This window comes from Pseudomonas sp. LBUM1651 (assembly GCF_059716135.1).
The window spans coordinates 3,069,843-3,084,082 of the sequence record NZ_CP166805.1; the positions used below are offsets into that span (position 1 = coordinate 3,069,843).

At 55.2% G+C, this 14,240-nt stretch carries 7 protein-coding genes; 3 read left to right on the plus strand and 4 right to left on the minus strand.

The window, feature by feature from the left end; translation table 11 throughout:
* Positions 1–66: 66 nt before the first annotated feature.
* Genes ACA066_RS14270 through ACA066_RS14285 form a run of 4 tightly spaced genes read right to left on the minus strand, consistent with a single transcriptional unit; the run spans position 67 to position 6,156 of the window.
* Positions 67–1,248 carry a hybrid sensor histidine kinase/response regulator gene (locus tag ACA066_RS14270; RefSeq protein WP_497699750.1) on the minus strand — a complete coding sequence of 394 codons (1,182 nt, stop codon included), beginning with the start codon at positions 1,246–1,248 and terminating at the stop codon, positions 67–69.
* The gene (locus ACA066_RS14275) at positions 1,242–1,835 is read right to left on the minus strand and encodes a chemotaxis protein CheB (protein ID WP_497699751.1); all 594 of its coding nucleotides are present in this window, start codon (positions 1,833–1,835) and stop codon (positions 1,242–1,244) included. The genes ACA066_RS14270 and ACA066_RS14275 overlap by 7 nt, the downstream gene beginning before the upstream one ends.
* Positions 1,832–2,665, minus strand: a complete 834-nt coding sequence (locus ACA066_RS14280; RefSeq protein ID WP_497699752.1) for a CheR family methyltransferase — start codon at positions 2,663–2,665, stop codon at positions 1,832–1,834. The genes ACA066_RS14275 and ACA066_RS14280 overlap by 4 nt, the downstream gene beginning before the upstream one ends.
* Positions 2,665–6,156, minus strand: coding sequence for a response regulator (locus ACA066_RS14285; RefSeq protein ID WP_497699753.1), 3,492 nt, complete (start codon positions 6,154–6,156; stop codon positions 2,665–2,667). The genes ACA066_RS14280 and ACA066_RS14285 overlap by 1 nt, the downstream gene beginning before the upstream one ends.
* A gap of 262 nt (positions 6,157–6,418) precedes the next feature.
* On the opposite strand from ACA066_RS14285, the gene ACA066_RS14290 reads away from it, so the two are divergent.
* From ACA066_RS14290 to ACA066_RS14300, 3 genes are all read left to right on the plus strand, one after another.
* Complete coding sequence (locus ACA066_RS14290) at positions 6,419–6,781, plus strand: response regulator (protein WP_497699754.1); 363 nt, start codon at positions 6,419–6,421, stop codon at positions 6,779–6,781.
* 185 nt (positions 6,782–6,966) lie between these two features.
* Positions 6,967–8,274 carry a hypothetical protein gene (locus tag ACA066_RS14295; RefSeq protein ID WP_497699755.1) on the plus strand — a complete coding sequence of 436 codons (1,308 nt, stop codon included), beginning with the start codon at positions 6,967–6,969 and terminating at the stop codon, positions 8,272–8,274.
* Entirely contained in the window at positions 8,214–14,219 is a 6,006-nt protein-coding gene (locus ACA066_RS14300; protein WP_497699756.1) for an AbrB/MazE/SpoVT family DNA-binding domain-containing protein, read from the plus strand. The genes ACA066_RS14295 and ACA066_RS14300 overlap by 61 nt, the downstream gene beginning before the upstream one ends.
* Positions 14,220–14,240 lie beyond the last annotated feature (21 nt).

Genomic DNA, 14,240 nt, shown 5'->3' on the forward strand with positions numbered 1-14,240 from the left:
GTTCGGTCAATAGCTGCTGATACGACCCCGGGGTCGATCAGAGGTTGCGTTTATCCGGCTGTTTTCCTACAGCGGCAGACAAACGCGAAACAAGGCGCCTTCGCCAATCCGGCTCTCGACGGTTATGGAACCGCCATGGGCGGTCACGATCTGTTCTGAAATAAACAATCCCAGGCCCAGCCCGGCAACGGCATGCCTGGCCGTAACGCGCTCGAACTGCTGGAAGATACGCTTCTGGTTTTCCTGATCGATACCGATCCCCTGATCGCGCACTTCCACCAGCGCCTGATCGTGCTCACTGTACACCTTCACGCTGATCGGGCTCTTGGCGCCGTAACGCAACGCATTGGTCAGCAGGTTGGAAATCACCTGTTCAATGCGAAACTCATCCCAGTTACCCTGCACCGGTTGCTCGGCGTCCAGCGTGACCGAGGACTCGGCGGCATCGATCAGCGGGGCGAAATTCTGCAGCAAGTTGCGCACCAGCACCGACAGATCGAAGCGTGTCGGGCGGATCGACAATTTGCCGGTGCGAATGCGCGACACATCCAGCATGTCCTCGATCAGGCGGATCAGGCTTTTGATTTGCCGTTCGTCGCGGTCGACCATCGCATGCATCTTGTCCAGGGTGAACGCCGCGGCGTTGTCGCGGGCCAGGTGCATTTTGCGCAGCTGGGTTTCCAGGATCAGGCCGTTGAGCGGCGTGCGCACTTCGTGGGCGACGATCGACATGAAATCATCGCGCATGCGTACTGCCTGCTCCAGCTCCTGCTGGGTGCTCTGCAACCGTTCAAGCAGCGCTTGCTGTTCGCGGCGGCTCTGCTTCAGCGCTTCGACCTGTTGCTTCATGGCCTTGCTCTGGCGGTACAGGTCGACGAACACGTTGACCTTGCTCTTGACCGCGTGGATATCCAGCGGTTTGTGCAAGAAATCCACGGCACCGCTTTCATAGCCTTTGAACGCATAGTTCAGTTCACGGCCGGCGGCACTGACGAACACAATCGGAATGTTCTTGGTTTTTTCCGTGCCGCGCATCAATTCGGCGAGTTCGAAGCCGTTCATGCCGGGCATCTGCACGTCGAGAATGGCCATGGCGAATTCGTGCTGCAGCAGCAGCGACAAGGCTTCGTCAGCGGACAAGGCTTTGTAGACCATACGGTCTTCACGCTTGATCAGCGCTTCGAGCGCCAACAGGTTCTCCGGCAGATCGTCGACGATCAGCAGTTTGGCTTGGATGTTACTTAGCATGCAATTCGTTCCAGCTCGACAAGCAGACGGCCAATGCCGCGTATGGGGAGAACATGGTCTGGCTGATGGGTATCCAGCGCCGCCAAGGGCATGGTCGCGACCTGGGCTTCGTCCGGGTCCTGCACGATGGTCAGGCCGCCACGACGCTTGACCCTGGCCATGCCGCTCGCGCCATCGCGGTTGGCGCCGGTCAACAGGACGGCGGCCAGCGCCGGGCCATAGGCATCGGCAGCTGACTCGAACAGGTAATCGATCGCAGGCCGCGAATAATGCACGCGGTCTTCCAGGCTCAGGGAAAAGGTGCGGTCCTGCTCCACCGACAAGTGATAGCCAGGCATGGCGAAATACAGCGTCCCGGCTTCGACCGACGTTTTGTCACGGGCTTCCTGAACACGCATGGCCACGCGTCGGGCAAACACGTCGGCCAGGTGACTGCGACGCTCATCGGGCAGGTGCAGCACCACAATGATCGGCAGCACGAAGCCTTCACGCAGCGGGCTGAGGATACTCAGCAACGCCTCGACGCCGCCGGCTGAAGCACCGATCACGATAGCCTCCACAGAAGGCAATTTCGCTGCATTGTTCATTTTTTACGGTAGATCCGTTCTTGTTTGACCAACGCCTCGAACTGGTTGCCGAAGGCCGAAAATTCCGGGGTTTCCTTGCTGCCCAGCACCAGAAAGCCACGATGACAAAGGGATTCGTGGAACAATCCGAATGCTCTGTCCTGAAGCTTTTTATTGAAATAAATCAAAACATTACGACACGAAATTAACTGGGTTTCTGAAAAGACACTGTCGGTTGCGAGGCTGTGGTCGGCGAAGGTCACGTTCTCACACAGACTCTTGTCGAAAATCGCGTAGCCGTACGCCGCCGTGTAGTAGTCGGCGAACGAACGCTGGCCACCTGCCTGCTGGTAGTTATGAGTGTAGGCGCGGACATTCTCCATGGAGAAAATCCCCTGTTTGGCCTTGTCCAGCGAACGCGGATTGATGTCGGTGGCGTAGATGATGGTGCGATCGAGCAAGCCTTCTTCGCGCAGCAGAATCGCCATCGAATAGACCTCTTCACCGGTGCTGCAACCGGCGATCCAGATCTTGATCGAGGGATAGGTCTTGAGCAGCGGCACTACTTCCCTGCGAATGGCGAGGAAGTGCGAAGGATCGCGGAACATCTCGCTGACCGGGATCGTCAGCAATTGCAGCAGCTGCATGAACGCCATTGGATCGTGCAGCACCTTCTCTTGCAGCGCCGAAATGGTGGCGCACTCGAACTGGCTCAACGCGTGGTGGACGCGACGCTTGATCGACGCGCCAGAATAATCGCGAAAGTCATAGCTGTATTTGAGGTAGATCGCCTCGATCAACAACCGCAATTCGATTTCGCTGTTTCGCTCCACTGAATAAATGCGTTCCACTAAATGCGTTCCATTTTCGGCAACCACACGCGAATCAGCGAGAACAGGCGATCCAGGTCGATGGGCTTGGCCAGGTAATCGTTGGAACCGGCCTGCAGGCAGCGCTCCTGATCGTCCTTCATGGCTTTGGCCGTCACCGCAATGATCGGCAGCTTGCGCCAGCGCGGGTCCTGACGAATCAAGGTCGTCGCCTCGAAGCCGTCCATCTCCGGCATCATCACATCCATCAACACCAGATCGATGTCCTCCACTTCATTCAGTTTTTCAATCGCTTCACGACCGTTCCGGCCAATGACCACGACTGCACCCTTTTGCTCCAGCGCGCTGGTGAGGGCGAAGATGTTGCGTACATCGTCGTCCACCAGCAGCACTTTGCGACCCTCGAAGACCTTGTCGCGACTGCGCGCGGTCTTGAGCATCGTCTGCCGTTCATGGGACAACCGGGATTCGACTTTGTGCAGAAAGAGTGTGACCTCATCCAGCAAACGCTCCGGCGAGCGCGCGCCCTTGATGATGATCGAGCGCGAATACTTGCGCAGGTCGGCCTCTTCGTCGCGGGTCAGGTTGCGCCCGGTGTAGACGATCACCGGCGGGAACGAGCAGATATCCTCGGTGGACATGCGCTTGAGCAGGTCGTTGCCGAGCATGTCCGGCAGTTTCAGGTCGATGATCATGCAGTCGAAAATCGTCGTGCGCAGCAGGTCCAGCGCATCCTGCGCCAGGCCGACGGCGGTGATTTCGATGTCCTCGTCGCCGATCAACCGGGCAATGCTGTCGCGCTGCAGATCGTCGTCTTCGACCAGCAGCAGGCGCTTGACCTTCTGGGTCAGCTTGGCTTCTAGCCGGGCGAACACGTCCTTGAGCTCCTCGCGGGTGGTCGGCTTGACCGCGTAACCGATGGCGCCCATGTGCATGGCGGCTTCGACGCGGTCTTCGACCGAGATGACGTGCACCGGGATGTGCCGGGTTTCCGCGTGTTCCTTGAGACGTTGCAGTACGGTCAGACCCGAGTGGTCCGGCAGGCGCATGTCCAGCAGGATCGCGTCGGGAATGTATTCCCTGGCCAGGTCATAACCTTCGTCGGCGCCATGGGCCACCAGGCACTGATAACCCAGTTCGTGCGCCAGGTCGTACAGGATGCGCGCGAAGTTCGGCTCGTCCTCGACCACCAGAATGCAGCGCGTGGTGAACGGCGCATTCGTGCGGTCATCATTGAAGCGCGGGATATCGACTTCGGCAATCAGCGGCACAAGCGCAGTGGGTACCGTTTTCGGTGTCATGATCACCGGTGAAGCCTTCATCGGCTCAATCGGCGTGTCGCCCGGTTCAACGAACTGCTGCGGCAAGACCAGGGTAAACACACTGCCCTGCCCCGGCTCGCTGGTGACGCTGATGGAACCGCCGAGCAAAGCCGCCAGGTCACGGGAAATCGACAGGCCCAGGCCCGTGCCGCCGTAACGACGATTGGTAGTGCCATCGGCCTGACGGAACGCTTCGAAAATACTTTCCTGCTGATCCGCTGCAATGCCGATCCCGGAATCGCGGACGATAAACGCCACGCCTTCGTTTGGCTGGCTGGCCACCGTCAGGCTGACGGAACCTCGCTCGGTGAACTTCACCGCGTTGGACAGCAGATTCTTGATCACCTGCTCCAGACGCTGACGGTCAGTGAAGATCATCATCGGCGCACCGGGCTGCAGATCGACCTGGAAATCCAGCTTCTTGTCCGTGGCCATCGGCTGGAACATCCCGCGCAAACCGTCCACCAGACGCGCAACGCTGGTGTTCTCCGGGCGCACTTCAAGCTTGCCGGCCTCGACCTTGGAAATGTCGAGGATGTCGTTGATCAGGTTCAGCAGATCGTTACCCGCCGAATAGATCGACTCGGCGAACTTGACCTGTTCGGCGCTGAGGTTTTGCTGGGGGTTTTCCGCCAGCAGCTTGGCCAGGATCAACGAACTGTTCAACGGCGTGCGCAGTTCGTGGGACATGTTGGCGAGAAACTCGGATTTGTACTTGCTCGAGCGCTGCAACTCTTCGGCGCGCTCCTCGAGCTGCGTCTGGGCCTGATTGAGTTCGGTGTTTTTCAGGTCCATCGCATCGCGTTGCTCAGCGAGGATCTGCGCCTGTTCGGCGAGCTGTTCGTTGGTCTGTTCCAGCTCGACCTGTTGGGTTTCCAGGTGCGCCTGGGATTCCTTGAGAATCCGCGACTGCTCTTCCAGCTCTTCGTTGGCGGTCTTGAGTTCTTCCTGCTGGACCTGCAGCTCTTCATTGAGCTGCTGGGTTTCGGCCAGCACTTCCTGCAAGCGCTGGCGATAGCGCGCCGCCTCGATCGAGGTGCCGATATTGCCGGCGATCAGCTCGAGGAGTTCGATGTCGCGGTCGCTCAACGGACGCAGAAAGCCCAGTTCGATGACACCGTTTACCCGATCGTCATCGCTGGTCGGCACGACCACCACGCTATGCGGTAGACCCTCGCCAAGACCGGAGGTGACTTTGAAGTAGTCGTTCGGAACGTGGTCGAGTCGGATCAAGCGCGCCTGTTGCGCCACCTGGCCAACAATCCCTTCATCGCTGTAAATCTGCTGATCGCGTTCTTCCTGCTCGCGGGAAAAACCGTAGGACGCCACCCGCTTCAGCCCGCCGTGTTCTTCACGCACATAAATAGCCGCGACGGCCGTGCCCAGGTATTGCGCGCAAAACTGCAGAATATTGCGCCCCAGCATATTCAGAGACAATTGCCCCAGCACCTGCTCGGCGAGTTCGGTCTGACCATTACGCAGCCAGGCTTGCTGTTCCAGGCGTTGGGCACTGGCTTGTTGCGCGGTCAGCGTGGCGCTGTAACTTTGCGACAGGTTGAGCAAATCCCGTCGGCCAATGTAAGCCAGCAATGCGCTGATACCGACGATGAACAACAGATAAAGGCTGATGCTCCAGATCGTGGTGCGGCGCACTTCTTCGTTGCGCGTGATGCGCAACTGCTGCTCCATATCGATCACGTCTTCGAACTGCTTGCGGATCTCATCGGTCAGGCGCTTGCCACGCCCGGCCTTGACTACGCTGCGGAAATCGCCGCTCGCACGCTGCAGGTCAATCATGTTCTGCGCATACGTGGCCCATTCATCCTGCAAGGCCTGGAGCCTTTTCAACCGATCCGTTTGCACCGAGTTGTCCGCGGTCAGTTCAAGCAAGGTCTTGACCGCTACCGCGACTCTCGGCCGGGCGGTTTCGTAGGGTTCGAGGAATTTCTCGTCGCCACTGAGGAGGAAGCCCCGCATGCCGGTTTCCAGATCAACGGTCAGCTTCACCGCTTCATTGGCGTTATTGATCACCCGGTCGGTGTGCTCGACCCACTGAATCACCGACAGCAAATAAGTGATCAGCGAAACAAAGAACACCGCACTGAGTACGCCGACGCCCAATGGCAGGCTGACGTTGCGGCTCAGGAGTTTGCGGAATCGTTGCTCATCAACCGAAGACGCGGTGGTCATGGGGAGGCCTTGTCGAACTGTTGAAAACCAAGGAGTTTGCCCCAATTCAGCCGGTTTGATCCATTTTTCTGACTTGTTTTCGCGCAAAATCCTACATTCAGCTGCTCCCGCGCAAGGGAGCGGTTATCCTTGCCGGCCCGCGTGCGGCTATTCTTTTTTATGGCGTGGTTGGGAACTTGTCGGGTTCCGTCACTTACTCATGCTAGAGCCCGGCGTTATTGATCGGCCGGCCACCGCGAATTCAATTTTTGAGAACCCCATTATGTCCGCCGAAAAATCCATCATCCTGGTCGTCGAAGACGACGACATCGTGCGCATGCTGATCGTCGATGTCCTCGAGGAGCTGGAATTCAAGGTGCTGGAGGCTGACGGGTGCGAACAGGCGCTGGAGTTTCTCAATGATGAAGATCAATACATCGATCTGATGATGACCGACGTCGGGTTGCCGGTGATGGATGGCCGGGAACTGGCGATACAGGCACGGATGCTGCGCCCCGAGCTGCCCATCCTGTTTGCCAGCGGCTATGCCGAAAGCATCGATGTACCGGCGGGCATGTCGGTCATCGGCAAACCGTTTTCCATTGACCAGTTGCGGGACAAGGTCAAAAGCGTTCTCGGCCGCTAAAGGGAGTCATCCCGGCGCTGCGGTTTCACTCAAAAAAGATACGCCTGTAACATCCGGCAATTTGCAAATATTTCCATCATTATTTAATCAAATGGATCGCTTATCGTTCGACGTCCGATGCCTTGGCTGCCTGGTTCCAGGCAAGCCAAGGATGTTTCTCATCTCGCCTATCGATAAGACGCCAAATGCCTTCCTCCAACGCCACAGCAGCACCCTCCTCCCGTTTCTCGAATCCATCTACGGCAACACCACCTCAGCCCGCCAACAGACTTTCTGAAGCCAAGCCACACGCAAGTCCGACGTCTAAACGCTTTGAATTACTCCCTGATCAAACTCCCTCAGGGAGAAAGCCCACACCTCGTGATTCGACACGCCCCATTCCACCTCCGGTGTATAGCGCCAACACGAGTGGCTCTTCTGAAGAAGGCCAAATAACTGATCAACAGTCCCTTGAAAAGGCATGGTCATCCATCGTCAATCATCTGCGAACCCAGCCATTGTCGGAGGGCGAGGTGTTACAGATTTTCAACCTCTGCGTTCTGCAAACGCCGACTGGTATGAAGCTGGCCCCGCTGATCTTCAAAGCAATTATGCGTTCAATCACGCCACGCGATGGGCTCACGCCAGAAAGGTTGCGTGATTTTGTAGAAATCATGTGTCATCTCCCCCCGGAACGGTGGGCAGACGGGTTCGGCGAGGACGTCAACTTCCCTCGAGGCCGCAATGGCGAAGGGGTGCTTGGATTTATCCAGACACAACTGGAGCTATCGCGCGCGCATCGAGCGCAGAACATCGCCGCGGGTGCGCTGCTCGACAATGACACATGGAAAACGCTGCGTGACTTCACACAACAAGCGCGTCAGTACATCCGTTCTTCATCTGAGGGCGCTCTGAACGAAAGCATGAGGCAACTCGAAGACCTCATTCATATCAGGCCTTCACCCAATGAAGCCAACACCCTGATGAATGAGTTTGTCGAGGCCATGAAGGAGCCTCGCCCGAATGAACGCCAGCGCTGGCCAAAGAGCTTTCCAGCCACAGTGCAGAACCTCAGCGATCGGTTACAGGCAATCGAAATTGTCGATACCAGGCCACAACGGAGTTGGCTTGAAGAGGTAATTGATCCTGAATCCTTGAAGGCAAGTCTGTCGAAAGTTGCGACCCCGGTAAACAAAGCGCTCAACAAGCTGGGAGCAATGTCCCTGAAGGAGGTCGGGGACGAATTGCTGAGCACCGTGAGCACCCTGGTCACGAAGACTGGTTATTACTTTGTTTTTGGCTCTGCGACTGAGCTGGCTACTGCGCCGGAACCGAAGAGCCCCCCCCTCATCCGACGCTGCTGTCGACGATACAAGAAGTCGAAACCAAGGCCAGCTTTTACGACGAAGTGGTCACAACGGGTCCCCGTTACACCGGTGGCTTTATCGGAAAATTGCTGTATGTCGCCAATGCACTGGATACGGTGGGGGTTCTATCAATCGCGGAAAAAATAAAACCTCATCTGCCCGCGGTGCCAGTGGCGGCACCCGCGCAGCCGGAGGCCACCGACACCTATGCCGACCCCCACCCATTGCCGAATAACGCAACGCAGCCGGAAGCCGAGGCGAATGCCTTTACCGCGCCCCAAACGCGCGAGCCAGGAAGCGCCACCGTCGACCAAACCGTTACGGGACCGGAGTTTACGTCATCACCATCGTCGCCCCCTGCTCCTGTGTCGTCGTCCGTAACATCGGGGCAAACCTCACTGGAGCATCTGACACAGACGATTCTTGATACCTTTAGCAAAATCGATAAATGTCTGCGTTTTCCGGAGGCCGCGGCTAATCCTGAACTCGAGACGCTGGTGGACACCGTGAAGAACGCGTTCGAGGAGGTCGGGAATGAAGAGCCAGAGAATTGGCCACCCGTCTATAGTTCCACCACCGAACCTTCTCCGTCATGGTGGCAGGCTCTTGTCCCTTCCATGCAAAGTACACTCGCCGGGCTGGCCAGCTACGCTGTCGGGGCTGCCGCGGCCGCAACGCAGCTGGCCAGGGATAATCCCGGGGCCACCACCACCGCTGCCTTCATAACACTCTCGGCAATTTATGACCGGTTCAATCAGCGTTACCCAAACGAGGTAGCAGGCGAAGCCCTCCTTCCTGTCGAAAGTCCCGCTCTCCACCAGGAGTTGATAGACGATGCGGTAGAGATGATTCTGGACACGCCAGTCGCACCGGGTCAGCCCCCCCTTTCAGACGCCATACTTGAACTGATGTACCAGTCCACCGAGCACAACTTGCTCCTCGACAAGCCACTGCTCAGTAAAGTCGCATCGCTGTTGAAACTGCACAGCGCGCTCGCCCCCACAAAATCCTATGCCGAGCTGATTCATGCGGCGTCGATGGAAACGCATGAACACGAAGCGCCTGTTCAGGCGTCCGCCCCAGACTCAACCGCCTCTGGAAGAGTCAAACGCGAAACTGAGGCCGTTGACGCAGATTTTGTTTCAATCGACTCGCAGGAGGACGGCAGTGAACCGCTTCCCGGCGTCGGTGAAAGCGAAGCGGATAAAGTCGCGCTGCTGGATGAATACCTCAAAAAGATGGATGAACTGCAACGTTCAGCTATCGATACTGGCAAGGACATTGATGACACTCCAATGGATTCGCCAGATGAAGTGGCAACGAAAGTGGTCAGCTTACTGCGTAATAGACGAAGCGTTTCTTGGTCGGACAGCTCCCGGGCCGCTGGCGATCGAGAGCTGATTCCTCGTTATACCGAGGCGCTACTGCAGCACGTTAATACCCCGACCAACAGCCCATACATTCCGGTCCCTACACATTCAACCTTTGGCCGATGCTGGTTAAATGTTATCAGAGCCTTCAATAACCCCTTCTTTTTAGACTGGGCCAAAGAGGTCGGTCTCAGGCTTGAGACCATAAGAATAAATCCAGCGGATGGCAGCCTGACCGGTGAGGCCAACGGCACCGCTTACGGGTGTTCACTGAGCGGCAATTCTGGATGGGCCAACGTAGCGGGGCCAATATTCAAGGCGATCAAAGTAGTCAATCCAAACAACGAACGTGTGTTTTATCCAGTTGGCACACGCGCGCCTTTTTCGCTGGTTGGAGCATTTCATGGAGAAAGCCTTCTTCTGAACGCCGCCGAAGCTCGGCAGCGCGCCCAGGAGCTGGTCGCCGCTCAGACGTTCCCCCCCATGGAGGCTGAAAAACCCGGATCCGAGGCGTCCGTCGACAACCTGAATCAACACTTCGGTGATCTGTACACCTATCACAGTCTGGTAGGGAGTTTGACCGGGCTCATCAAAGACAAATCCGATAATGAGATCTTGAAACTCGACAGTTGTTTTTTGTCCGTCGACAAGGATTCATCGTTCGCCAGCAGGCACCCGACCGAAACCCAAAGGATGGTCAGTGCGCAACGGTACATCAGCGACAATGGATGGATTGAGCCGAAAAACGCGGGAGAGGTACGTAATTTAATTGAAGTTTTGACCTTTCCTATGCCCGAAGGCCCCGAGTACGGTAACTATCGGGGCGCACTCGACTACCCCCTCCCCCTGACACCCGCCCAACAACAGATCATTCGCGACACCGTTAGCGAGCTGGGTCTTGCCCCAGGTGGCCTGCTGAGTTCTCTTTTGGCAGGCCAGTCGGTGACTGACCCAGCCCAAGGCCTTGGTCTCGCTCTAAGCGATCAGAAAGCCAAAACGTTGGGTGAGAGGGTGGCGTTGAAGCTTGAGGCCGTATCAACACCCTCCAGTGCTGCTGAGTGGGTCATGGCTGCATTGCTACTCGACCTGGGCGCCACACCAGGCGAACCGCGTAACCACGTCGCAGGTTACAACCTCACACAGCAAGCCAACTGGGGCGCGAAGCCATCGGAGGTCATCGCCCGTCTTGAACGTCACCTCCAGGACGGTGGCAAGGTAGACGCTAACTCAGCGTCGGTCGCGGCCTACCATTTACTGGCAAGCAAGGCGCCGGAGTTTCTTGCCAGCAACATTCCAGACAATCTTGTCTGCGGATCCCATACCTGGGCATCACACAGGATGGCGGCAAGCCGAATTGAACAAATTACCGCCGGGGCGGTACCAAAAATGACCTTTGAGCAGGTCATGAATTATGGTCTGACGGATCCCATCACGGTTGGCCAGGAAATCGCAAAACAAATGGCTTCGGTGAATCCGTTGATGGACTGGGCAATAGCCAACGGCGCAGTACAGCAGAATGTCACCGATACCTACTCGGCAGCTCAAGTGCAAATAGCTACTGAAAAATTTTACGACCTTACAAAAGAACTCGCTGAGGCCCGGGAATATTTGACGACACCGACGCCTACAAGAAAAGCGATTGCGCTGGCAGAGCTGGATCAGGTTTTCGGTAAGGGTTTGCCGTACGAAGAGTTAATCATTACCAGAAAAAGTACTCCGCAAGGGATACCAGCAATGGCTTACTCCATTATGGATCTTTATATCACCGGACAGTTAACAGCCGGCACGTGGAAGTCTAGCGACCCTAGAATTTCCATTCGTGGTATAGAGCAAAAAATCGCGAGCCTGAAAAACGTGAATGCGATTTTCACACCTCGGTTTAACGGCCACTTTGATAATTTGACAACAGGTTCGGAATCAATATTCAGCTATCTGATTTCACAGTTGCCGTTAGCTGACCGAATAAACCTGGAGTATGGACAGGTAAAATATTATTCGCTGCGAGAAGCGACCGGAAAGCCAGTATATGAGCAAACTCAAGAAATGAAAAACGACCTTAAAGGTCGTCACGCGATTTTGATGAGTACCGAATTTAAAGGCAACACTACATACTTTGAAGTATTCCCAGACGCCTTGGAAATTCGCAAGCGACCGGAACTTACCGGCGATCTGAAGTTGAATGGCGTGTCGGGAACGATGCGAACAATGAATGACCCAAACCGCTACGTGGAAGTACAACTTTCAACACCGCAACCTTTCGACTTTGTTGCCTACAAAACCGGGGCCCCGCCGCGAAGCGGAGTAACGTCCAATGTCATCATCGAGGAAATAATACCCTCTACCCAGCAGGTTACGTTTTACCCACCTGGTTATGATTACAATAAAGTACCCAATGCATTCGCCCCCAACTCTCGTACCAGACATATTGCCTCGACTGCCGTGCGCGATCACTTCATTGTAGGTCGAGAAAAACTGGAAACTTTAGCAAAAGGCTCTACAGCCTCAGAGGATGAAGAACAACTAAAGTCCAAAGTAATCGATTTTTTCCTGAACCTGGTACCGTTCAAATCATGTGTCGATAACGCCATACAAGGCGACGTTAGAAATGCCGCCCTGGATTGCACATTGGATGCGGCAGGATTTTTAATACCTGGTGCCGGCGTTGCCGGGAAAATCGGCAGCACTCTGAAATCTGGCGTCAAGTTAATTGACAAGGTCAAAGACATCGCCTGGGTCACCAGCCGCACATTGGTCAGCGCCGCCAACCCGTTTGATATTTTTATCACGGCGAAAAATGCCGTGTGTACATTGGGAACGGGGGCTTACCGGGCCGCTGGCATGGGAATCGGCCAACTTAAAAAGATATATGGCAGTTCAAAAGCACTTGATTCTGCGCAGCTGCTAAAACGGACTGATCTCGCTGAAGGTGTCTGTGATAGCGCAGTGGCAGCCGGCCAAACCACTAAAGTCACGGCGATGATCAAAGACGGCAAATGGTATGCCTTTGATATCGCCCGTAACCGCCCCTACGGCGCGCCTCTTGAAAAATTCAGACCCGATAGCGCCATCCCGTTGGAACGCACAACATTCAGTGATGGGACTAGCGCACTCACCCCCTCAAGAATTTTCGACACTGAGCCGCATACCATTCAACGCACGACAGGTGTCGATGTTGTGGTGGGCGATAAGGTTTATCGGTTTGACCCGAAACATCCGGAAGCGCTTGAGGACATAACTTCTCCCACATACTTCAACGCGGCTGAAGGGTTCGAGGGAGCCTGTAGCATTAGCGGCAAATCGAAACGTAGCTCAAATACCTGCTTCACAAAAATTGTAAAGCCAGGAGGATCAAGGGCTAGGAGGCGAGCACAAGCGATTGAACACAAACGTCTTTATCCGGCGCGGGCTAACCATGGGCAGATTCGTAAGGTAGTGCATGAGCGGCGCATCTTTACCGTTGCGGATAATGGTCAGTCGCAAAAACTTCTTCCCTCGACCTTGAACGAACCACTGCAGTACAAATCCCGGACAACGGGCAATATCATTGACGATAAACACTTCGGGTTACCAAACAAGCAACTCGATGCCGACCTTGAGTTGAAGACCCGCGTCGTTAAGATCGACAGTGTCGTCCATGGCATTGACGATCAACGTGATGCTAGAGCTTTCCTGATCAACTACGACCATCAAGGTACAGGTATGAAATCCTATCTGGTCGTGGAGTCGGAGACCGGGCTGTATCATTACTGCGATTATGACGCATCTAATGTTAACGACATTGTCTTTACAAAAATTGACGCTCTGTACGCAGACAGCCTGGGTACAAACCTGATCAAGGCCCACGACGAAGTAAAAGACAACTATCTTGATGCTGCAGGCACTGTATTAAACAACAATTTTGTTACATTACCCCCACTTGATTCGCTCTACATGGACCTGGTGTTACGCAAGGGATTTTCTCCCGAAAAAATCAATGCATTGAAAGCGAAAACAGCGCTGCTCTCCGATGAAAAAAAACGTGAATTCGTGTTGGCCGTTTGGAACAGAGGGAACAACAGAAACGTCGAGATTGCCCTCCAGACAATTAAAATTGAAGCCTTATCCAAACCACCTGGTTTTAACAGGCGCCAGGCAGTCGATCAAAACAAGTTTTACAGCAATGGGGCTAAAGAAAAAGTAGACCAGGAATTAAAAGCGACCGGGCTTGGACCAGCTAATCAGGTCGTTGCGAACAGTCCAGCAGACCTTCAGCGACAGGTTCTTACCCGCCCAGTCGTTATTTGGGAATATTTAAGGGCAGGGGTAAAGACTCGGAACTATGCAGACACCATCCTCAGAACGGGCGCCGGGAACTGCGACCAAATGGCATGGGCAGCAAAAAAAATCATCGATGAAAGTGGAGGTACTGCGGTTATTTGGGGGATGCCAGGAGCACATACTTTTACACTAGTGGGAGTGCCGCGCGGTACTGTTGCCAAAACCGTAGATTTTAGTGAACCCGCGTTCAAAGACGCATGGGTCGTGGATCCATGGGCTGAGATTAGTTGCCCGGCAAGTGAGTACATCACACGACTTGATTTACAAATGAGTCTTTGGCAGGCACAAGGGAAAATGATCTTTACGACCGATTGGCTCTCTCTCAACCCCGTTCAAGGATGGAGGAGCCCTACGGATCCCCTATGGTTGGCGCAGCTTAAGAATGGAGAAAAAATGCCATCATAACTAAAGGGCATTTTGTATAAA

What these genes read in the sequence shown, in the direction of transcription:
- ACA066_RS14270 (WP_497699750.1), bottom strand. Translation starts at nt 1,248, where the DNA reads ATGCTAAGTAACATCCAAGCCAAACTGCTGATCGTCGACGATCTGCCG.
- ACA066_RS14290 (WP_497699754.1), top strand. Translation starts at nt 6,419, where the DNA reads ATGTCCGCCGAAAAATCCATCATCCTGGTCGTCGAAGACGACGACATC.
- ACA066_RS14295 (WP_497699755.1), top strand. Translation starts at nt 6,967, where the DNA reads ATGCCTTCCTCCAACGCCACAGCAGCACCCTCCTCCCGTTTCTCGAAT.
- ACA066_RS14275 (WP_497699751.1), bottom strand. Translation starts at nt 1,835, where the DNA reads ATGAACAATGCAGCGAAATTGCCTTCTGTGGAGGCTATCGTGATCGGT.
- ACA066_RS14285 (WP_497699753.1), bottom strand. Translation starts at nt 6,156, where the DNA reads ATGACCACCGCGTCTTCGGTTGATGAGCAACGATTCCGCAAACTCCTG.